This is a genomic window from Ruegeria halocynthiae (assembly GCF_900106805.1).
GTDB lineage: Bacteria > Pseudomonadota > Alphaproteobacteria > Rhodobacterales > Rhodobacteraceae > Ruegeria > Ruegeria halocynthiae.
The window spans coordinates 164,240-186,917 of sequence record NZ_FNNP01000002.1; the positions used below are offsets into that span (position 1 = coordinate 164,240).

Consider the following 22,678-nt stretch of genomic DNA (forward strand, 5'->3'; position numbering starts at 1 on the left):
TTTGAGGCCAGTTGGAATTGCCTTATCTCAAGTGAGTTGGTACCCAAAGGCGTTTCGTGTAAAAGTAGAGAGGCCCACTCTGATCAAACTGAGGGCCTTGTTGGTTGCTGTGGATCGATGGCCTGCTTGTTTCTGGGCTGCTGATTCACCCTGATCAGGAGAAAGCAGAGATTCATGTCTCATCGAGTTCCTTCTGCAAAAGAACAAGAGTCGGCGCGGCTTTTTCTGCGACGCCGGTGGAGACGATCAAACAAGCATAAAATTTTGTCACAAACCCATGATTTCGGCATGGATTTGTCAGAAAATTCTAAGCAATCGGTTCAAATACCGTGCAATAATGATCTCGGACTACACAAACAGGCCCCGAATGCAAATGAGTACAAGGACTTGAGCATCAGCCCTGCCCATACGCCCAACGCGCCGGACAACGGCAGCTCGCTCGATATTTATACTGCCCATTTTGGGCTGAAGGAGCGGCCGTTCTCTCTGCTGCCCGATCCCGACTTTCTATTCTGGTCTCAAGCACATTTGCAGGCATATACGATGCTGGAATACGGCATACTTACACGCGCACCGATTACTTTGATTACAGGAGAAGTCGGCGCTGGCAAAACGACACTCCTGCATCAACTGCTGAAATCAGTTGGCAGCGATGTGAAAATTGGTTTGATCTCCAATGCTCATGGTGATCGAGGAGAGCTTTTGCGCTGGGTTCTGATGTCGCTGGATCAACCAGCGCCGGCAGATGCGACCTATGTCGATCTATTTGCCACCTTCCAAAAGCATCTGATTGATGAGTATGCACGGGGGCATAGGGTTATACTGATATTTGACGAAGCCCAAAATCTGAGCGCTGAATCGCTCGAAGAGCTCAGAATGTTTACGAACATCAACTCTAATAAGGATGAACTTTTACAACTGGTTCTGGTGGGTCAGCCTGAGTTGCAGGAAATCATCCGGCGCCCTGATATGCGCCAGTTTGCGCAGCGTGTTGCATCCAGTTTCCATCTACGTGCAATGGATGTGAAAACAGTAAGAAAATATGTCGGGCACAGGCTGGAAGTGGCTGGTGCCGAAAGAAATTTTTTCAGCCCTGCGGCAACGGACCTTATCTATGAGCTGACAGGCGGTGTTCCAAGGCTGGTAAATCAGCTCTGCGATCTGGCCTTGGTTTATGCATTTACGCGCGGACGAAAAGGCGTCGTGCGGCATACGGTAGAATTGGTTTTGGCCGACGGTGCTTTTTTTGCAGCCAGCCTGCCAAGTGAGGAAGGCGGGTTGGCGTCATGATGAATGATGTTCGATTTTATCTGTCGTTGTTTCTAAGGCGGTTGCCTCTCTTTGCTTTCGTGTTTCTGTTCTGCACGGCTGGCGGGCTGTTTCTCGCGGTAAGCCTTCCACCTGTTTATAAGGCAGAGGCTCAACTTGTCGTGGAATCCCCCCAAATTCCGGGAGAGCTTGCCTCATCGACAGTTCAGGCGAGCGTTGTAGAAATACTGGAAGTGACCCAGCAGCGCATTCTGACGCGGGCCAATCTGTTGGACCTCGCCCGGCGTTTTAGGATCTACGAAGACGTCCCCGACATAACGCCGGATGTAGTTGTGGACGATATGCGTTCCAGAATTGAGATTGAGCTGCCCTTCAACACGTTTAACCGCGCTTCCTTTGTGACCGTTTCTTTCGCTGCGCCAACTGGTGAAATGTCGGCGCAGGTCACTAATGAGCTGGTAACCCAGATTCTGCAGGAAAATGTCGCCATGCGGACAAATGTAACGGGTCAAACGTTGGACTTTTTTGTTCAGGAAGTGGCGCGACTGGACTCTGAGTTGGGTGATCAGGGTGCCAAAATTCTGAAATTCAAAGAAGCCCATAAAGACGCTTTGCCAGACAGTCTGGATTACCACCGAAACCGTCAATCATCGTTGCAGGAAAGGCTTCTTCAACTTGATCGGGAACTGTCCGGATTACGAGACCGGCGTGCGCGTCTGATTGATATCTATGAACGCACCGGACGGTCGGATTTGGCGGGCGAAAGCCTTACCCCAGAACAACGGCGCTTGCGACAGTTGCAAGATGAAAGAGCCTCGGCCCTTGTTATCTATTCTCCCGATCATCCGCGCATTAAGTCTCTGGACGGTCAGATAGCAGTACTTGAAGCCGCCAATATCAAACTTGGTCTAGGGACCGAGTCTGCCCCCAATTTCACCGCATTTGAGCTGCAGGTTTCTGACATAGATGGTCAGATAGAATTCATCGAAGAGCAGAAAACCATCATCAACAATGAGCTGGCGGTGCTTGCAAAATCCATTGAAACCACGCCGACAAACGCAATCGCGCTTGGGTCGCTGGAGCGCGACTACGAAAATCTGCGACTTCAATATGCCCAAGCGACAGCCAGCTTGGCTGAGGCCCGCACGGGGGATCAGATCGAGGCGCAATCTCGCGGCCAACGCATAACGGTTACTGAGCAGGCTGTGGTTCCCAACAGCCCATCAGAGCCCAATCGCAAAAAATTTGCGGCAGCCGGAGTGGCTGGGGGAATTGGCCTCTCGGCGGGATTGTTTTTACTTCTGGAGTTGCTCAACAACACTATTCGGCGCCCTATAGATGTCACGACACGGCTTGGCGCTCCAGTTTTTGGAACGGTTCCATATATTCAAACCGCCGGTGAGCGGCTGTTCCGACGCAGCGTGATTGCGGCAAGCTTTGTTGTCCCTATCGCCGCGGTTTGCATCGGATTGTATCTAGTCCATCAATACTACTTGCCGCTTGATCTTTTCTTAGAGAAAGTTTCCGAACGGCTTGGTGTCGATTCATTGCTTAATCGTTTCAATCTGGGTTAACGGAGAAAGACGCGATGGAACGTATTCAGGCAGCAATCCAGAAAGCCCGCGAATCCAGACAGGATCAGGATGAACCGGAGAAGGCAAAAGGGGGGACTTCTCCTGCGCTTGCCTTTGAACACGACCAGCAAGACCAAATTCTCCCGCATTCTTCTGCAGACCAGCTCTGGGCGGAATTGACCAAAATCCAATTGGACCCACGTCAACTGCATCGGGCGCGCATCATCGCCGATCAGGCAGGCGAAGACGCAGCCTCATTTGATGTTTTGCGCACCAGAATGATTCATCAGATGCAAAGCAACAATTGGCGTCGCGTTGCAATCACTTCGCCTGGATCGGCTTGTGGAAAAACCACTTTATGTCTGAATCTGGCTTTCAGTTTTGCGCGTCAGCGTGACATAAAAACGATGGTTATCGACCTAGATATGCGTCGCCCGTCCATTGACAAGCTTCTGAATCCTACAGGACAACGCAGCTTTGCAAATGCGCTTGAACGAGAAAGTGCGCCAGAAGAACATATGTTGTGCTTCGAACGTAAACTCGCCTTTGCCACCAACAGTATGCCTGCAAAAAATCCTGCCGAGCTTCTGCAGGACAAAGGTTCTGCGCATGTCATCGACCGCTTGGAAGAGCGCTACAAACCCGATGTGATGTTGTTCGACACGACGCCGATGTTAGCATGTGATGATACGTATGCGTTTCTGGACCAGATTGATTGCGTGCTTCTGGTTGCCGCCGCCGACAGTACAACTGCCGAAGAACTCGAGAAATGTGAAAGCGAAATAAGCGCCCGAACCAACCTTATGGGTGTTGTGCTGAACAAATGCCGTTATCTGAACAAAGCAGATAGTTATGGCTATTGAGCCTCAATCTCTTCCGCATTCTGCATTTCTAACACAGGTTGCCCGTTCGGTGATTTGATCATCTGATAGTCAACTGTTTTGTCCGATGACGAAGCACCATCGGCGGCAAAGTCGATTATGCTGCCATCCGCAGAGACCCGGCGCCATTGATTCAGCTGACCAGCATGATCGTAGTCGAACGTATCCTGCCACGCTGCGGACCAATGCAGTAGCGGATCGTAGGGTGCAGATCGTCCTTCCGCATCATAATCTATGGTGTGCAATCGCATCGCACCCGCTTCATCTAACTTGTACTCCCTAAGCTGGTGCGAAGGAAAGCTAACGGACAGAATTGCCGGTGCACTGAACTGAGCGCCGTTCCAGGCGATCACGCCGACATCTACCCGTGATGTCAGGCGAGGATGGCGAGGATTAATCGCAATCGGCTCGTGCCAGGCGATTTCTATGGTGGCCTGTTGGCCATCCTCTGTCGGGCTAAAGTGGATTTTCTCAGGGTCTCCACGCAGCGCGGTCCAAAAAAACTGCAAGTCACGCCCATTGGGGTCTTTTGTATCTTCCACCGAAAGGGTGATTTGTTTTTTGTATTCCGGTCCGCGCCAGATCCGTGCAATCGCGGATGGGGTTGTGAAATGCTGCTCGGTCAAACCCGCCAGATCGGCATCCGGTCCAAAATCTTCGGAAATAACCTTCATCCGGATCATTGATGGGATATCCTCTGGGGCGATCGAAGCCGCGAGCGAAACCATACGTTCTGGGGACAGGCTCTCAATTTCAAACACGGTGGGGTGTGCTGAACCGGACTTATACGCATCTGCACCATAAGACCCTTTTAACGAGCGCCGCAGGATCATTTGCAGAGTAGGGGCAATAAGTTTCTCTTCTTCCAGACGCATACGCGTTTCTGGCTGAAAAGCCGCGAGCGTCATGGCAAATGCACGTAAAAACGCTTGATCAGAGCCGGATGACCCTTGCGATATAACCATATATGGCCAATTTGCGGGGAACAGGTCGACTTCATCATGATCCCGGTGCTCGGGGTAGACATACAAATGATTGGTCGCATAACCCCGGAACTGCCTCGCAGGCGACATTGGAGTAGTCATCGCCAATCGCCCAAGACTGCGCGGAGCATCGCCACCTGTGACTGCGGTGGAAGAATTGCCAAGTGTGGGTAAGGGAAACAGTATTTCGCCGGCAAGCCCATAGTCCAAACTGGTGGCTTGCAATTCCTGAGCATAATCTAGGTGTGATATCTGAGGAAACAGGCCCATGGGCAAAGCTGAATGCGACCGGTCGCGATTATCATACAGTACGCCATTCAAGCCTGCTGCCTGATTGCGCACATCCAATCGCCGCAGAATATTGGCAGCTGTGCCTGGTTCATCGGAAGAAATCACCGGAATTGCAGATTCTGGTTCAGGAAGGTCCAATTTCGGAACTATCCAACCGAACGGGGCAACTTGTATGAGATCGGAAATCCCCAGTCGGGCTGTTTCGGCGCAGGCTGACCCAAACAGGCAGATGGCATAGAGTGTGCAGAAAAACCTTAAGGCCATACTCGATAAACTAATTGAGAAAACAAGCTGTTCATACCTAATTTCGCAGATACCTGAGCTTCAGTGCCTGCCAGAACAAACCCGGCAATATTAGAATGCAGCGACCATAGCGCGCTGCAAGCCTGCTGGGGTTTCCCAGCGCGCGCCAAAGCCATTCCAGCGCGAGCATTCTGACCCAGCGTGGGGCTCGGGACTGACGACCTGATATAAAATCAAGGCCCGCGCCGATTGACACAAAACCACATTCCGGAGCCAATTCCAGCCCACGAGCGGCAAGCAATTCCTGTTTCGGAGCGCCCAGAGCAAGAAAACAGAGCTTTGCGCCAGAAGCCCTTATTGTTCTTAACTGCGATGCGGCATCGTCCCCTGCCGGGTCAAACCCAAAAGGAGGTGCAATTCGGGCAACGACTCGTAATCCGGGGTAGGCCTGTTCCAGATGATCTGCAGCCAGATTCAAAGTCTCTTTGGTTGCACCTAATAGGGCAATCGGAACATTTTGTTCAGCTGCCAGCTTTGACAGGGGAAGAATCAAATCTGAACCCGGCATTAACTCGATAGGGCGCCCCGCAATTCGCGATAGCCATACGATTGGGTTCCCATCCGCAACGACATGAGTGTGCGCTTTATAAGCCTCGAAGAATTCTGGCATGTGGCGCATCTTGACTATGTGATCCAGATTCAGCGTCGCAAGTGCAAACCCCCGGCAGTTTTGCCAATAGTCTGACACGCTATCCAGAAGCTCGCCATGAGTGGTATAGCTGACTAAATCTAAGAATTCTGTCTCTGCATAAGTTCTGGATTCAGTCATTTTAAAATCACAAATCATCAAGAAAAATATTGGCTAGTCTCCGTTTTTGATGCCCCGTTTTTGTTTGGATGTCTATGAAATCTCGCAACTCATCTCAGTATTGGTGTTCAAGCACTACTTCCACATTGGTCGAAACTATGACTCTGAGCTTCGCCGCAAACGTTAAATGGTTGTGGTGATCTCGAAAAAAGCGCAATCAGCCTCGAAGTGTTTGTCGATGCCTCCAAAACCCTGCCCATCGTCATAATCTGCATCACTTCAGGGTTCGCCCAACACGCGCGGCTCATCAAAGGCAACACTCGCAAACAGAAATGGGGGGTCTTTGCAGATTCGGTATGATAAAATACTGCCCAAAATATATCATAATACATAGATAATCTTGCACATCTGTGCTGAGCTTTTTACGCTTTGATGTGAGGAGCGAAGCGATATTATTGCTGCGATGCGGATGGGAAAAACAGTGTTGGTATCGATTGTTGGTTGTTCAAAAGGACTAGTGACATGAATGCTTCCGCTGCCTCACCGGGATGTGAAACCAAACAGGGTCAGGGCACCACTCTTGCTGTAGATTTGGACGGTACGCTGATTGCTTCTGATATGCTTCACGAAACATTCTGGGCATCGATTTCTCAGAATTGGCGGGCAATGTTCGCTGCACCTGTCGCGTTGATAAAGGGCCGCGCTGCACTGAAATCGAAGCTGCAAGATCTGGGGCAGGTGAGCGTCGACGCCCTTCCTTATAACCAAGCGGTCATTGAATACATCAAAACTTGGCGCGAAAGTGGTAATCCGGCGGTCCTTGTCACAGCTTCGGATCAACGTATCGCAGACCAGATCGCTGCCCATGTCGGCGTATTCGACGCCGTTTATGGCTCTGACGGGAACATTAATCTGAAGGGCATAAATAAGGCCAAGTTCCTTGAACAGAAATATGGTGCAAATGGGTTCGCCTACGTGGGTGACAGCAACGCCGACCTCGCTGTCTGGGACAAAGCCAACAAAGCGATCACGGTCAACGCCTCGGGCGCTTTGCGCGATAAGGTGAATCACTTGGATTGTGAGGTTGAACATCTAACTACAGGTGGTGTCTCGCGCCGGGCATATCTCAGGGCGATGCGTCCGCATCAATGGGTGAAAAACGTATTGGTGTTTCTACCCATGATCGCGGCACATAGTTTTACAACTCATACGATGGTCAACAGCCTGTTCGCATTCATGTCATTCTGCCTGATTGCGTCGAGCGTTTATGTTGTGAACGATCTGCTGGACCTCAAAGCTGATCGCGAACATCCGCGCAAGCGGAACCGACCCTTCGCTTCGGGTGCAATTCCAGTTTCGCATGGCATTTGGATGGCTGGGGGCTTGTTATTTGCAGGGGGTATGCTCGCTGCGCTTACCAATCTGGCTTTCGCCGGAATCATAGTGATCTATTTCGGCCTCACCACTGCCTACTCCGTTGCACTCAAGCGCAAGCTTATCGTGGATGTCTGCACTCTTGCCGGTCTGTATACAATCCGGATCATTGCAGGCGGAGCCGCCACCGAAATCGGCTTGTCAGTATGGTTGCTCGCATTTTCGATCTTCCTGTTCTTTTCTCTGGCGGCGGTCAAACGGCAGGCCGAGTTGGTGGATAGTGCCAAACGCGGAACGCTGAAAACATCGGGGAGAGACTATCAAGTCGACGATCTTCCGGTGATGACGCAGATGGCTGTTGCGTCCGGGTACCTTTCGGTTCTGGTCTTGGCGCTCTACTTGAATTCCCCAGGCGTTGTCGCACTTTATGCCTGGCCTGTCGCGCTTTGGGGCATTTGTCCTATTTTGCTATATTGGATTAGCCGCGTCATCATGATTACCCACCGAGGCCATATGCACGACGATCCCATCGTTTTCGCAGCCCGAGATCGTGTAAGCCGGATTTGTTTTTTACTTGTAGCCGTCTTGGTTATTGGAGGCGCTGCCCTGTGAACCTGAAAACCCTCGTTCTACGTTATTCTTTCTTTGCCGCCCTCGCGACAGTAGCCAATATTGGGGCGCAACGGTTCGTTTTCGATGTTCTTGGCGACAACGCATTGATCCCGGCGATTTTGGTCGGAACGGCAGTCGGGTTGGTGCTAAAATACATTCTGGACAAGCGCTGGATCTTCTATGACCTTAACGGCGGAATATCGGATCACGGCAAAAAGTTTTCAGCTTATACCGCGATGGGGATCGTCACGACATTTATATTTTGGGGTATGGAAACCACGTTCTGGCTGATCTGGCGGACGGATATGATGCGTGAAGTGGGTGCGATCCTGGGCCTCGCCATCGGGTATGTCGTAAAGTTTCATTTGGATCGCAGATTTGTCTTTACCAACTCTATGCTATCGGTTGGCGCATCCAGATGAAACTGTCCGGATGGGGTAAATACCCGGTAGTTGATTGCCAGCTCAGCAAACCCCGCAGCGAAGAGGAGCTTTCGCAGTCGGTACTTAAATCAAACGCCATTGCCCGAGGCAATGGGCGGGCCTATGGCGACAGCGCGCTGAACCGGACCAACACGATCGATATGCGCAAGTTTAGCCACATGCTTTCGTTCGATCCCAAATCAGGTCAGTTGGTCGCCGAATCCGGGGTACTATTGTCCGACATTATCAAAGCCTTCCTGCCGCGTGGATGGTTTCCCATCGTCACACCAGGCACCCGGTTCGTGAGCCTTGGAGGCATGGTGGCAGCCGATGTCCATGGCAAGAACCACCACGTTGATGGATCGTTCGGGAATTGTATCGACTGGCTGGACGTTATGAGCGCCGATGGCAACGTAATGCGATGCTCGCGTACTGAGAATGCAGAATTGTTCAATTGGACGATCGGCGGGATGGGCCTTACAGGCGTAATCCTGCGCGTGGCGTTGCGTCTTCGATCAGTCAACACCGGTTGGATACGGCAAACCACTCATGTTGCACAAAACCTCGACACAGCAATCGACATGTTTGAGGATTCGCTTGACGCGACCTATTCGGTCGCCTGGATTGATTGCTTGAGCAGCGGCGACGCTCTGGGGCGATCCTTGGTTATGTTGGGGGAACACGCCACGCTGAGCGAATTGCCCAACAAGTGTCGCGCGAACCTTTTTCCGTCGGTGTCCAAGCCAAAATTGGCGGTGCCTTTCAGTCTGCCGAGATTTTGCCTGAACACGTACTCCGTTCGTGCCTTTAACGCGCTCTACTATTGGAATGGCAAACGCGGCGACGCAACCAGCTATGTTAACTGGAACAGTTATTTCTACCCGTTAGATTCCATCATGAATTGGAATAGGATTTATGGGCGCAAAGGTTTTGCGCAATTTCAATGCGTTCTGCCGCTGGGCAATGCGCGAACCAGCTTGAATGACATGTTAGAGGAAATAGCAGCGTCAGGGCGCGGATCATTTCTTGCGGTGCTCAAACGCTTCGGCAAACAGGAAAGCCGGTTTTCGTTCCCAATGGAAGGGTATACTCTGGCCCTGGATTTCCCGATCTCCAACGGCTCGGTTTCACTGATCCAAAAACTGGGTCAGATGACTGCGAAAGGAGGGGGGCGGATCTATCTCGCCAAAGACAGCATTATGAATGCTCAGTCCCTCCGCGCAACCGACGCTGCGCGCGTCGCCGAATTCGAAACGATGAGACAAACTAGCGGGGCGGCAGAGCGTTTTGCCTCGATGCAATCAGAAAGGCTGAAACTATGAGCAATGGTCCGGTTCTGATCCTTGGCGCGCGTTCCGACATCGCCCAAGCAACCGCGCACGAATACGCGGAACACGGGTATCCTATTCAATTGGCTGCCCGCAACTCTGAAACACTACAGATCATCAAACATGATTTCGAAACCAGATATCAAATTCAAGTTACTCTGCACGACTTTGATGTTCTTGATGTTGAGCGTCACGCAGAATTCGTCGACGGTCTACCCGAACTGCCCGAGATTGTCGTTTGCGCGGTCGGAGCACTGGGCAATCAAGAGGAAGATGAAAAAGACATACTGGGCGCAGCACAGATCATACGCTCCAATTTCGAAGGCCCAGCCAGTATTCTCGCAGTGTTGGCAAACAGGTTTGAGAAACGTGCATCAGGCTCATTGGTGGGGATCAGTTCGGTGGCGGGTGAACGCGGGCGGGCAACAAATTATATCTACGGATCAGCCAAGGCTGGGTTCTCCGCATATCTTTCAGGCTTACGCAATCGCCTGTCAAAAAAGGGTGTGCATGTCGTTACGGTTCTACCAGGCTTTGTAGACACTAAAATGACAGAGAGTCTGGATTTGCCTGAAAAACTCACGGCTCAACCTTCCGAAGTAGCATCAGCCATCGTCCGAGCGACAAAAAAGCGGAAGAATATCGTGTATTCCAAACCTGTTTGGGCCTTTATCATGACAGTAATACGCAGCATTCCAGAATTTTTGTTCAAGAAAATGCGTATATAGCACCAATTCAGCTGTCGACGCCGTAGGACCGGGACCCATTGAGTTTTTTGAGCGCGTGCATGCCTCCCCCTTCACAACGCCGATCAATCTGACGTCAGTACCTGCTGTACAGATATAGGGGTTTGAGTAACCGAGGATATCGGGCTCATCACAGCCAATACCGGGCAACCACATCGCACAAAACCGACCGAAGGTTCGGTGCTGGGGATCTGTGCATTGTGTCGACGCTCAGATCAGTTGCAACCTGATGTCGGAGCTGGTTGCACACAGCTGCACAGCTGATTTCAGAAAATACGACTCAACCCTCAGCAATTGACAACCCTATCCAATCTTGGATTCAAAACCGCAGAGTTACAGAAAAAGACTGCATGAATGGAAGCGTATGATGTGAGGTCTATCATGTTGCTCCAAATATCAGTCGCGCAAAGCTTGTTCTTTGATCTTGAGAACGGGTTGGATCAGGTAGTCCAGCACTGATTTTCGCCCTGATAAGATGTCGACTTCAGCAATCATCCCGGGGATGATCTCAACGGCGGCACCGCCTGCATCCAGCATGGTGTCTGATGTCTGAATCTCGACTACAAAGACTTCTTCTTCGCTCCGCTCAGTACGGGTGATAGTGTCAGCGCCAATTCGCACAATATCACCATCCAGGCTACCGTATCGCGAAAAGTCATAGGCTGTAATTTTGATTTTGACCTTTTGCCCAGCGTGCAGGAATGCAATGTCCTTGGGGCGAACGTAAGCTTCAACCAGTAAGCGGTCATCCAAAGGCACGATTTCGATCAATTCTTCGCCGCTTCGGGCCATCCCACCAATTGTTGTCCGGTGAATCCGGTTTACGATACCCCGAACAGGCGCACGGATTTGTGCGCGGGCTGCGCGGTCACGCAAAGAGGGAAGGGCAGGTTGCAACGCCGCCAGTTCTGCTGAAACCAATGCCAGATCTGTTAGTGCGGCGCTGCGGAACCGGCTGCGCGTGGCGCGAACCTTGTCATCTACTTCATCAAGTCCAACCTTCAATCGGCTGATTACCGCTTCGGCCCGCACTTTACGGCCTTTCCATTCAGCTTCGCTACGGCGTAGGGCCAGCAGGGTTGTTGCGGGCTCCATCCTTTGTTCAACCAAAGGCACCATCATTGCGCGTTCTTCAGCCAATACATCTAGTGTCTCTGCTGTCGTGACTTGATCAACCAGACCTTCTTCGTATTCGCGTTGCCGCTGTTCGCGTTGTCTGATTAGAATTGTGATCTCGGCTGCGAGTTCCGCTTGCCGTCCGTGGTAGAGCGCGGTTTCTGACCGAACCACATCCGGAGCGCCCGTCAGCAGGGCTTCGTCAAACGCAAGATCAGTTCCATCGATTTCGGCCTGCAACCGTTGGGCGCGAGCCATCAATCCGAAGGCGCGTTGCTGCTCCTGACTCAACTCTCTTTCGATCTGGTTGGTGTCGAGTTCCATAAGCAAAGTTTCCGCCTCAACCACCAGTCCTTCGTGCACATGCAGAGACTGCAACACACCCGGCTCGGTGGCTTCTATCACCTGGATATCGCCGGATGGAACAATACGACCATCCGCCTTTACGACATCGTCCAATTCGGTGAAATGGGCCCAGACCACAGCGCTGGTCAGACAACCTAGGATCAGCAGAAGCAATAGGGAGCCCCTTAGCGGGGCCTGCCCGCGCAACTCGCGCGCAAGGTGTTCCAGATCAGGATGCCGCGACATTCAGGTGCCTCCCGGTGTTCCGAACATGCTGTGTCAGGATGCTTTTGGCGCCGTCCATGGCAACTTTGCCATCCTCGATCACTATGACCCGATCAACAAGCTCCAACAGACTGGTCCGATGCGTGACGATCACCATCGTCGTGTCGGGTGTGGCCTCTTTCAGGCGCCCAATAACCTCGGCTTCGGATTTGACGTCCATCGCACTTGTCGGCTCATCCAGCAGCAACACCGGAGGACGACCGATCAACGCCCGAGCCAGTGCAATGGCCTGCCGCTGACCGCCAGACAGCCCCTCTCCGCGTTCGGCCAATTGCTGATCATATCCGCGTGGGTGCCGCGCAATGAAGTCTTCGACCCCGGCGATGCGCCCGGCGCGGATCAAGTCGTCATCGCGTGGGCGGACAGAGCCGCTGGAAATATTGTCGCGGACGGTACCAGAGAACAGCCAAACATCCTGTAAAACCGAGCCAATGTTGCGTCGCAGGTCGCCTGGATCGATCTGACGAATGTCCAGTCCGTCCAGCATCACCGATCCGACACGCGGTTGGTAAAGGCCCAGCAACAGTCGCGCGATTGTGCTTTTACCCGATCCGATTTGGCCGAGAATGGCCACTTTTTCACCAGGCTCAATGACAAATGAAACGCCATTCAAAGTGTCGTCGGATTGATCGGGATAGGCAAAATGAACATTGTTGAATGTAACGCGTCCGGAAAACTCGGACCGGCTGATCCATGATCGACCCTCGGGCCGCTCATTATCAGCCTTCATCAGAGCATCGAGATTACGAAACGCGCTGCGGGCCTGATTGACGCGCGTCAACGTCTGCGCCAGTTGCCCGAGCGGTGCCAGAGCACGCCCCGTCAACATCACGGACGCCACAAGCGCACCCATGCTTGTTTGACCGTCCGTGATCAGGAATACGCCATAAAACACAACAAGAATTTGCGCGGCTTGCTGCGTAAAACCTGTCAGATTCAGGGCGAACTGTGTGACGGCCCGACTGCGCGCCCCGTGGTTCGATTGGCGTTTCATGGCGCCCTCCCATCGGGTTCTCATCTGGCGCCCGGCGGCGGTCGTCTTGATGGTCTCCAGGCCTGTTACTGCCTCAACCAGTACCGATTGTTTGGATTGTCCGTCGGCAAAGCTCTTATCTGCAAGGCGTGACAAGATCGGTTGCACCGCAAGCCCGCTCAGCAAAACGATGGGCACCGCGAGCGCCGGAACAAGCGCCAGCGAACCGCCCACCATGTGGATCGTGAGAATAAACACCGCAATGAATGGCAAATCTACAACGGTGACAAGTGTGGCGGATGTGAAGAACTCGCGCAAGGTTTCGAATTCACGCACCGTGCTGACCATCGCACCGGTAGAGCCGGTGCGGGATGTCATGCGAATGTTCAGCACCTGATCAAAAACGCGGCGGCCCATAATCATATCAGCGTTCTGACCGGCACGATCAATGAACCCAGCACGTAGGAGCTTTAGCGCGAAGTCAAAAACCAGCGCCAGGCACACACCTATGGTCAAGGCGATAAGGGATTCGGTCGCTTCGTTGGGCAAAATCCGATCATAGACGATCATGATGAACACTGAGGTCGAAAGTCCCAGGACATTTGCCATCGCCGCGGCCAATGCCACTTGGGCATAAGACCAGCGATTCGCGGACAGAGCGGACCAGAACCAATGGCCGCTTTGACCTACTTCTTGTTGACGCGCCTCCTCATTGTGCATACGTCGAAATAACAGAGCGTAGCCTGTGTAGACTTCGATTAAACTGGTTTCGGGCACTACGCCAAGACCGTCATCCAAAGCCGGGTCATATAGCAGCAGATCGCCACTTTGCGATCGCCCGTGAAACACAACGGCTCGATCCCCTTCCAACAACAAGATCGCCGGCGCCAGTGCAGAATCAAAGGCCTCAAGACGTTGTGCACCAAACCCGACCTGCAGGCCCGCCTGCTGAGCGGCCGCCATCGCATCGCGCACAGTCAGATCACCCGTATCACCAGACAAAGCAGCATTCAGTGCCGCCACGGTCAGTGGGCGTTCCAGCGTGGAAGCGACATTCAACATGCAAGCTTCCAGTTCGGTCAGTGAAGTGCGGCTTTTCTTCATAGTGATCCGTCCCACGCGATCAACGTTACTCCCAACAAATCCAGAATGTCCCCGGTCAGGCTGAGGGCAGCATAGTTGGTCAGAAAATAGCTTTGCTCTGCGAGTATCAGCCGTTCCTGAGCATTTACGTAATCCTGTTGCGCATCCAGAATTTCGATCAGGCTGCGACGACCGATGGAGAATTGAGCCCGCGCTGCAGCGACGCTTTCGGCATTGGCCTGCGTCGCTATCCGTGCTTCACGTAGGCGCAGTGCCCCTGCCTTCTGATCAGAGCGGATGAAACCCAGTTCACGACCGATTTCACGGATCAGAACCTCCCGATCTGCCTCAGCCCGTTCGACCTGTGCAGCGGCAGCCGCAATCGCGGCACGACGCCGGCCCGTGCTGTCTAGTTCATAGTTTACGGACAAATCGACCCCAACATCTGCATCATCAAAATCATCCTGATCTGCAAATGCGGCAACGCGAACATCTGGTTGGCGACGGGCCTGGGCAGCTGCCCAATCCGCACGTGCGGCGATCACAGTGGCATCTGCACGCCGTATCTGTGGACTATCCAACACGATCTGCGAGTCGCTTCGTTTAAGATCCGGAGCCGGAATTGCAGGTGGCAACCTGCCCGGAGCTGCCCCAAAAACCTCTCGGAACCGTGCTTCAGCCCGATCTACCCGCGCCTGTGCATCCGCAAATCGGGTCCGCGCGTCCGCCACTCTGGATTGCGCCGTCAAGACGTCTGCATTGGATCCAAGCCCGCCTGACACCCGGTCGGTGATCTGCCGCTCGATACCCTCGTGAACCTGGACATTCTTGCGAGTGATTCCCAGCAACTCTCGCCGATCCAAAACCATAACGTAGGTTTCAATAGCTGCCAAAGCCGTGGCGGCTGCGGCCTGTAGTTGATCGCCCCGACTTTCCAGAACACGAGCGCGAGCGGCGGCCAAATCATTCGCCGCTGCGCCGCCATCATAGACCAATTGCGAAACACGCAGATAGGGTGACACATCTCCGTCATTGGAACCCGTCCGATGGGATCGTGCGTTCAGACCCAGCGAAACTTGGGGCAGAAACGCGCCGCTTGCAGCATTTCGGTTTGCTTGCGCGATACCCATTCCCGAATTGCTGCGTGCCACAGTCGGGCTGCTCTGTACTGCTGACCGTACACGCTGACCAAAAGTACTTTTGGTCAGACTGCTCGACGGTTCAATTGCGCCTGCTCCTGTGGTTCCGTTCGAAAATGATGTTTCGACAATGGACAGATCCGGTGTGGGCGCGCAGGCTGAGATCGACAGCACTCCCAACAAACTCAAAGCCCTGATTGCGCGCTTAACCCATTGCATGGATCACCTCCTGACGCGCCTGACCTTGGTATACGTCTTCGGCTATCGCGGCAATGAAGCCGTCCAATTTGCGACATGGCTCTGCGTCCTGAAAGGCACCCCTTTCCTGCGCGCGCAACAGCCAGGCGCAATGGGACAGCGAAACCTGATGGGCATGAATCAGCCGCAAGGTCCCGCTGGCGAGCAAAGTCAGGTTGTAGGCGTCTGGCAAGTGCTCCAGTCGTTGTGCATCAATACCCCAATACCCTTGTGGTAACGTAGTCTCTTCGTGCTGTTGTAGTGGCTCGAATAGATCCATTGCAGCGATTATCGAACACTGACGGTCCGTCTCGATTGCGGCTACCTGACGGTTTTGAAAAAAGTGCAGCACATCACTCAGGTTTTGTGACAACTGACCATCCTTGGTGAAAAACGGATTGTCCTGAGGATCACGTGTAACCAGGCCCGAACTTTCGTTTACAAGCAGACGCGACCGGGCGCCGCTTTCGCAAGCAGTTTCCGCTTGAAATGGAAAGCAACGCAACGCCGAGGGCACGTAAGGCGCAAGCCAACGCCCGCTCTGGCATACGAAGGGGGAAACGGTATCGGGAATGATCGAGAATAGAGCGACGGGTACGAAACTCTCCTTGATCAAGCGGAATACAATCGGAAATGATGTTGCAATCTGTGGAATCTCGGAGATGACAACCGGGCAGGCATCAATTTCCTCCGCAAAGCAATAGGAGGTGAAGCGACGCCAATATCGATTGCTGTGCCGATCGAGGCTGACTGGGAAAAGGCCGTTCTCTGCCATTTGTTCCTCTTGTTCTGGAGTGGCGGCCCGTGATCGCCGGATCGCCAAAGGCTGCGCTTGCCATTCAGGCGGAGGCGCCGGTTGGGTCGGTCATCAGGATGTTGTCTGAAGTCAGATCACTTAGATCGGAAAGCCCTTCGAACTGTGCGAGTGTCTCTATCGTAGCAGTGCTTGCATTCGAGTAATCGACCTTGACCAGAATGCTGTCCGTGCCATCGGTGGCAAGAAGAAACACTTCATCCCCTGCCTGTGCGCCATTCAGGCTTGCGGCAGCACTTGCGATGGTATCTGGGTTGAGGTCTGCAAGAGCGGTTTCCAGACCGACGAAGCCAGTGTTGCTACCGATGCTGCCTCCCGTGGTCAGGGATTCCACGTCGGTGCCGTCGCCACGCAATGATGCCGGGTCCAGCCCCTGGAACATCAACGCGTCTGCAATGTCGGTTGCTGGGCCCAATGAGAAACCATTGATACTGTCAACGCCGTTTGCGGAGGGATCAGCCTCAAAAACCACAACATCGCGACCAGCACCGGACAAATCGATGGTGTCGTCACCATCGCCGCCGCGGATCACGTCATCGACGTTTGATCCCGTCAGACTATCCGCGCCGCTGGTGCCAAGATGGAACTGTGACGGCCCGCCGTCGGACGTGGTCAGCGTCAAGACGATAGGCTGAGCCGCGTCCTCGATCGTCATCGTGAATGCAACGACAGGCTGCGACAAATCCCCATAACTGATGGCGGCACCCGAAAAGCTGATGGCTGAACCGCCACTCGGATTGGCCAGAAAGAGATCAAAATCAGAGTTCTCTGTCTCGGAACCAATGTCGTAGGTCGCGACTGATGGATCGAACCCCAATTCAGCGGTAAATGCCAATCCGCTTGAGATATCGCGATCCGTGTCTGCATAGATCTCGAAGGTCACAGTCGTTCCGCTGCGCCCGGCTTCTGTGATGACGTAGGCCGCAGGCACATGAGTAGTAACCTCTTCGGACACTGGAACAGGATCAGGGCCGCCCGAGACTGTCGCCTGTGCTTCGAAATCGAGGGTATCTCCGGCCTCGACAGCGGCAAAGCTTGATGCGGGAACGGACAGGCTCCAACTGCCATCCACCGTCACAGTAGCGCTCCCAAGCGAGACAGAGTTCAGTGTTACATCCACGGCCTGACCCATCGCCAATCCGGCAGAGCTGCCTGTTATCGTCAACCCGCTGCTTTGCGCATTGCTGAGCGACACCGCATCGTCAGTTCCCAGTTTGTTGATGTTCAGGATCGGCTGAAAGTCTGTTGTCAATGTTGTGGAAGCGTTGGGCGCAGGGTTTCCTGCCGCATCCTGGGCCGACGCTGTAATCGGAAAACTACCACCATCGCCCAACCCGATCAGGTCAATCGAAGGAATGCTTGTACTCCAAAGGCCGCCAGAAACCATGGCGGTATAGTTCTGACCATTGAAACTGACTGTAACGGTCTGCCCGTCCTCAGCAGTGGTTGTTCCCGACACACTGAGATCAGTATTTCGCTCTACGACATCCAGAACTGGGCCAACCGTCAGCGGATTTAAGGTGACAGTAGGTGCACTGAGATCGGTACTGAAGCTAGTGGTGGCACTGTTATTGTTACCTGCCACATCTGCAATTGAAGCGTTTACATCATATGTTTCTGCGTCCTGCAGTCCGCTCAAATCGGCGGCGGTAGCTGTATAGGTCCAGACGCCACCGCTGACGGTTGCGGTTCCGCCGACCAACACCGCGCCGCCGGATTGCACAATCTGTACCGAGACCTGTGTACCATTTGCCGCGTCCGATGTCCCCGATACGATCAAATCTGTTGCTTGCTCGGCCGCGTTTACCACCGCTCCATCGGATAGAGATGAAATCGTTAGTGTGGGCGCCGTGAAATCCGTATCGAAACTGCTGGACGCTTGTATAGCCGGATTGCCTGCCGCGTCAGAGATATCTGCGGTTGCCGTAATCGTTGACCCATCGGGTAGTGCTACCAGATCCGTTGCAGGGACAGTCACCGCCCATGCGCCACCCGAGGTCGCACCCGTATAGGTTTGACCATTCAGGGATACGGTAACGATTTGCCCATCCTCTGCTGTTGTAGTTCCAGATATGGTCAGGTCATTGCCGCGTTCTGACGCATTCATAACTGCGCCGTCAGAGAAGCCGTCAATGTTCAGCGTAGGGGTGGTAACGTCCTTGGACAGGCCAACACTGGCCTGGGGAGCCATGAGGCCATCGGCATCAGAAACATCCGCAGTAACGTTGAAATCACCGCCGTCAGCCAGCGCCACAAGATCTGCGGTTGGAACTGTCACACTCCAATTACCACCTGATACGGTGCCAGTATAGGTTTGCCCACCCAGCGTTACAGTTACCTGCTGCCCATCAGTTACGTTTCCTGTCGTACCATCGACAGTCAGGTCCGAACCGGTTTCTACGGCATTCAGGCTGGCACCCACTGACAAAGGCGTGATCGCGATTGATGGACCTGTCAAATCGACCGCAACGGTGATCGAAATCGGAGTAGCTGGATTGCCCGCTGCATCACTGACAGAAACCGCAACGGATGCAGGAACTCCGGTTGTCAAACCCGCCAGATCGGCATTCGGGATGGTCACCGACCAACCGCCGCCCATTGCGGAGCCCGAGTATTCCCGGTTCTCGAAATACACGGTGACCATCTCACCATCTTCGGCCGTAGTTGTACCAGTCAAAATAAGGTCGCCAACGACGTCGGCCAGATTAATGGATCCACCGCCCACTGGATTCAGCGTAAGGTCAGGCGCGTCGAGATCAGTGTCGAAGCTACCGCTTGCCTGAGTGGCTGGATTGCCTGCGCGATCCGCCACATCCGCCGCCACCGGTATGCTCGTACCATCTGGCAACGCGGCGAGGTCCGCTGCTGGCACAGTAACGCTCCAACCGCCACCCGAGACCGAGCCGGTATACGTCTGCCCACCAAGTGTTACAGTGACGGTTTGCCCATTTTCCGCATCCGTGGTGCCCGTAACGTCGAGATCCACCCCTTGTTCTGCGGCATTCATCACCGCACCGGCCGAGAAATCAGTGATTGCCAATACAGGTGGCACAGTATCGACGTCAAACCGAGCGGTTTCTGCCGACAGTTCCACCCCTTCGCCATCTAGATAGCGAACCGAAACATCTGAGATTCCTTGGGGCAACCCGGCAGCCTCGACCTGGGTCAGCGAAATGCTCCAGCTTCCATCACCTGCGGGAGTAATGGTTTTGGTTACCGATCCAATCGTAACCTCGACCGCGGCTGTTCCTTCCGGTGACGTTGTCTGGCTACTGATATTGTTGAGCGCATTTGCTTGTAGCTCGGCTAAATTCAGACTGGGCGGGCGCGGCGGGGCGGGTGCAACGGAGGGCTCATCGCCATCATCGTCATCACCACCGCCCCCGCCGCCGCCCCCTCCGGCAGCGGCTGCCGCACCGGCGACACCAAGTCCACCCAATGCCAGCCCCGAACCGCCGACACCGCCTGCGGCAGCTGTCGCTCCGGCAGCTTCTGCTGCCACACTGAACTGGGCAATCTCTCCAACGGCTTCATCCGCGACCATGATCGTGCCATTTTCCAGAACTTCCACGTTCTCAGCTGCAACAACGACCGTCCGGCCGTCCGCCAATTTCAACTGCACGTCGCCATTCGGAAGTAATGTCGCTGACCGGACGCCTGGAATCGCCTCGGCAAACTGATAGCTGGCGAGCTGTTCGTCAGTGGCCTGCGCAAGTGCGGGCAGCGCCATCAATGTCGAACCGAACGCGCCTGCAACACTGCGACCGACCCATCGCTGAAGCTTTTTGTCGATCCATTGGCGGATATGGCGATTGCGTTCTGCATCGGGCTGGGCGTCCGCGATCGATTTATTGGTCGAAACGGTATCTTTGGTCATTTTGCCCTCACATTAGATGGACACTGGGAGTTGGGTGACACGTTGTTCCCGGTCCGAATCTGTTCATCCGTATTGCGGTCTGGTTATCCATGCGGCCGGACCGGAAAGATTTTAGTTAAACTGAAACCGAAGTCCTTGTTTTCACCACATTCCTGCTCTGGTTTCGGTCTGGGCATCGTTTCATCCTGTTTTCATTGCCAGGGATGGCAGGGGGTAACGGGCGATGATGCTTCAGTTCGAAAGAGTGGTGGCAACGGGGACCGCAGCGCTCGATTCAGGTATCGGCGATACGGCTTTAAAAACGTTTAACGGAGAAACGTATCTCTACAGCACGACCGGACCGGGGGGCGGGATCGTGTCCTGGCGACTTGTGGAGAGCGGCAACCCAACGGAGCAGGATCAGCAGTACTTTGGTGCTTCGATTGCTCATCAGGTCGATCGAAGCGGAACCCCGATTCATCTGGCAGGCAGTGATCTGCTGGTTCTTGATGTCGATACCGCCACGGGCCTTGTTGGATATAGCCTTAACCCAGACGGCACCATCGGGGCGTTACAGGAATCCGCTGCACTGGCAGGCGGAGGGGATCTTGATGCAGCGGTTCAGCTGACGTTCGGCGCCACCAACCTGCTGGCACTGGCGCATGAAGACACTGGCCAAATCGGAACCTACCGCATCAACGGCGATGGGTCGCTTAGCCCGGCAGCCAGTATCACAGCATCAACAAGCACGCTGGAAACCCTGCAATCGGGGTCGAATCACTTTATCATCGCTGCAGACGCTGTGAGCAGCATGATTTCGACTTATACGGTCGATCAAAGTACCGGTGCGCTCTCAGCAGTGGCGGGCAACGAAGACATCCAAATGCTGGGGATCAACTCTCCAACCGCGGTCGAAACGGTTCAGGCCTATGGAAAATCCTGGGTCGTCGTTGCCGGGTCCGGCAGCAACTCGCTGAGTGTCATGGAACTGGGCAGCAACGGCCAATTGAAGCCAACGGATCAGGTGCTGGATACCCTTCACACCCGGTTTGGATCGGTGCAGGACCTTTCAATCGTTCAGGCCGATGGCAGGATCTTTGTTGTGGCGGGCGGTGGTGATGATGGGATCACGCTGTTCACGATGACCCCGGACGGGCAACTCATCCATATAGACAGTTTCGCAGATACGCTGGACAGCGGATTGCAGAATGTGCAGACGATCAGCGCTGCGCCCGTTGGTGATGAGTTACAGATATTTGCGGCCTCCCAACAGGATGCTGGCCTCACCCAGCTGAGTGTGTCGATTGCGGATCTTGGCTTTGTTGCCGAAGGCTATGGGACTGTAACGGGCACTGCGCAGGATGACATGCTGAGCGGCGGGATACTGGACACGACCCTGAACGGAGGGGCAGGGGACGATATTCTGATCACTGGCACGAGTGCCACGACCATGACAGGTGGTTCCGGAGCAGATATTTATGTGATCCGTCAAAGCAGCGGTCCGACCACGATCACCGATTTTCAGGCTGGTACCGACCGCCTTGATCTGACTGACTATCCATTTCTGCGAACACCAGCGCAGTTGGATTTCACGTCGACCGCCCAAGGGGCACGAATCGCATATCGAGGCGAAACGATCGAGCTTGTCTCGGATGCCGGAACCACTCTGACAAGCGCGCAGGTGTTCGGGGCGGGGTTCAGTGGGCCCGACCACATCCCTGTTGATCTTGGCAGCGGGCCGGACAACAACGCCTCGGATGGGGTTTCAGGCAGATTTACGTTGAACTCAGCCTCGTCAAATGCAGCGGCGGGGAATGCCGAAATTCGGTTCACCCCTGACGGGGGTTCTGCATTGGTGGCACAGGCCAACGCGCAGGGAGAATTTGAGCTGGATTTGCCCGACGGGACGTTTCCCGGCCAGTTGGACATCGTCAAATCCTATTCAACAGCCAGCAATGAAATTAACGCACTGGATGCCTTGCAGGTTCTGCGCATATCTGTTGGCCTCGACCCTACATTCGGTCCAGCAACTGCCGAAAACTTCATTGCGGCGGACATCACCCGAGACGGAACAATAAATGCGCTGGATGCACTGGCGATTCTTCAGATTTCGGTAGGTCAATCCACCTCGCATAATGCTGAATGGGTCTTTCTGGATGGCGACGCGGATCTGTCCGCGATTTCACGAAACAACGTGGTTTATGAAACCGGAGCAGAGGTTCCCGTCATTGATGGAGCTCTTGAGGTCGACATGAGCTCGATCCTGCTTGGCAATATCGAGGCTGTTTGAAGGTGGTCG

General features: G+C 54.0%; 16 protein-coding genes. 8 read left to right on the forward strand and 8 right to left on the reverse strand.

All coding sequences use genetic code 11. The features are described from left to right. The first annotated feature begins 174 nt into the window (after positions 1 to 174). On the forward strand, positions 175 to 1,290 hold the full coding sequence (locus BLU89_RS09925; protein ID WP_245709732.1) for an ExeA family protein: 1,116 nt from the start codon (positions 175 to 177) through the stop codon (positions 1,288 to 1,290). 173 nt (positions 1,291 to 1,463) lie between these two features. Here BLU89_RS09925 and BLU89_RS21695 read toward each other — a convergent pair whose 3' ends face one another. Further along, complete coding sequence (locus BLU89_RS21695; RefSeq protein ID WP_245709733.1) at positions 1,464 to 1,904, reverse strand: hypothetical protein; 441 nt, start codon at positions 1,902 to 1,904, stop codon at positions 1,464 to 1,466. 117 nt (positions 1,905 to 2,021) lie between these two features. Between BLU89_RS21695 and BLU89_RS21700 the strand changes: the two genes are divergently transcribed. Further along, the gene (locus BLU89_RS21700) at positions 2,022 to 2,843 is read left to right on the forward strand and encodes a GumC domain-containing protein (RefSeq protein WP_245709734.1); all 822 of its coding nucleotides are present in this window, start codon (positions 2,022 to 2,024) and stop codon (positions 2,841 to 2,843) included. 14 nt (positions 2,844 to 2,857) lie between these two features. Further along, on the forward strand, positions 2,858 to 3,706 hold the full coding sequence (locus BLU89_RS09935) for a CpsD/CapB family tyrosine-protein kinase (protein ID WP_074736682.1): 849 nt from the start codon (positions 2,858 to 2,860) through the stop codon (positions 3,704 to 3,706). On the opposite strand, the gene BLU89_RS21255 is transcribed toward BLU89_RS09935, so the two are convergent. Together BLU89_RS21255 and BLU89_RS09945 are read right to left on the reverse strand one after the other, a co-directional pair. Next, positions 3,700 to 4,599, reverse strand: coding sequence for a hypothetical protein (locus BLU89_RS21255; RefSeq protein ID WP_143030554.1), 900 nt, complete (start codon positions 4,597 to 4,599; stop codon positions 3,700 to 3,702). The genes BLU89_RS09935 and BLU89_RS21255 overlap by 7 nt on opposite strands. 700 nt (positions 4,600 to 5,299) lie before the next feature. Then, entirely contained in the window at positions 5,300 to 6,070 is a 771-nt protein-coding gene (locus tag BLU89_RS09945) for a WecB/TagA/CpsF family glycosyltransferase (protein WP_083347735.1), read from the reverse strand. Between the two features lie 501 nt (positions 6,071 to 6,571). Between BLU89_RS09945 and BLU89_RS09950 the strand changes: the two genes are divergently transcribed. Genes BLU89_RS09950 through BLU89_RS09965 form a run of 4 tightly spaced genes read left to right on the forward strand, consistent with a single transcriptional unit; the run spans position 6,572 to position 10,513 of the window. Further along, on the forward strand, positions 6,572 to 8,035 hold the full coding sequence (locus tag BLU89_RS09950) for a UbiA family prenyltransferase (protein WP_074736685.1): 1,464 nt from the start codon (positions 6,572 to 6,574) through the stop codon (positions 8,033 to 8,035). Beyond that, complete coding sequence (locus BLU89_RS09955) at positions 8,032 to 8,457, forward strand: GtrA family protein (protein WP_074736686.1); 426 nt, start codon at positions 8,032 to 8,034, stop codon at positions 8,455 to 8,457. Before BLU89_RS09950 ends, BLU89_RS09955 begins: the two co-directional genes overlap by 4 nt. Continuing rightward, entirely contained in the window at positions 8,454 to 9,779 is a 1,326-nt protein-coding gene (locus BLU89_RS09960; RefSeq protein WP_074736687.1) for an FAD-binding oxidoreductase, read from the forward strand. The genes BLU89_RS09955 and BLU89_RS09960 overlap by 4 nt, the downstream gene beginning before the upstream one ends. Then, positions 9,776 to 10,513 carry an SDR family oxidoreductase gene (locus BLU89_RS09965; protein WP_074736688.1) on the forward strand — a complete coding sequence of 246 codons (738 nt, stop codon included), beginning with the start codon at positions 9,776 to 9,778 and terminating at the stop codon, positions 10,511 to 10,513. Before BLU89_RS09960 ends, BLU89_RS09965 begins: the two co-directional genes overlap by 4 nt. A 414-nt stretch (positions 10,514 to 10,927) precedes the next feature. On the opposite strand, the gene BLU89_RS09970 is transcribed toward BLU89_RS09965, so the two are convergent. The 5 genes from BLU89_RS09970 to BLU89_RS09990 all read right to left on the reverse strand — a co-directional run bounded on the left by BLU89_RS09970 (position 10,928) and on the right by BLU89_RS09990 (position 20,400). Continuing rightward, complete coding sequence (locus BLU89_RS09970; protein ID WP_074736689.1) at positions 10,928 to 12,238, reverse strand: HlyD family type I secretion periplasmic adaptor subunit; 1,311 nt, start codon at positions 12,236 to 12,238, stop codon at positions 10,928 to 10,930. After that, the gene (locus BLU89_RS09975) at positions 12,222 to 14,354 is read right to left on the reverse strand and encodes a type I secretion system permease/ATPase (RefSeq protein ID WP_074736690.1); all 2,133 of its coding nucleotides are present in this window, start codon (positions 14,352 to 14,354) and stop codon (positions 12,222 to 12,224) included. Before BLU89_RS09975 ends, BLU89_RS09970 begins: the two co-directional genes overlap by 17 nt. Then, positions 14,351 to 15,691, reverse strand: a complete 1,341-nt coding sequence (locus tag BLU89_RS09980; protein ID WP_074736691.1) for a TolC family protein — start codon at positions 15,689 to 15,691, stop codon at positions 14,351 to 14,353. The genes BLU89_RS09975 and BLU89_RS09980 overlap by 4 nt, the downstream gene beginning before the upstream one ends. Then, positions 15,678 to 16,484, reverse strand: a complete 807-nt coding sequence (locus BLU89_RS09985) for a SapC family protein (protein ID WP_074736692.1) — start codon at positions 16,482 to 16,484, stop codon at positions 15,678 to 15,680. Before BLU89_RS09985 ends, BLU89_RS09980 begins: the two co-directional genes overlap by 14 nt. 64 nt (positions 16,485 to 16,548) lie before the next feature. Next, the gene (locus tag BLU89_RS09990) at positions 16,549 to 20,400 is read right to left on the reverse strand and encodes a beta strand repeat-containing protein (RefSeq protein ID WP_074736693.1); all 3,852 of its coding nucleotides are present in this window, start codon (positions 20,398 to 20,400) and stop codon (positions 16,549 to 16,551) included. 223 nt (positions 20,401 to 20,623) lie between these two features. Here BLU89_RS09990 and BLU89_RS09995 point away from each other — a divergent pair, with 223 nt between their 5' ends. Then, complete coding sequence (locus BLU89_RS09995; RefSeq protein WP_074736694.1) at positions 20,624 to 22,669, forward strand: dockerin type I domain-containing protein; 2,046 nt, start codon at positions 20,624 to 20,626, stop codon at positions 22,667 to 22,669. The last annotated feature ends 9 nt before the right edge of the window (positions 22,670 to 22,678 follow it).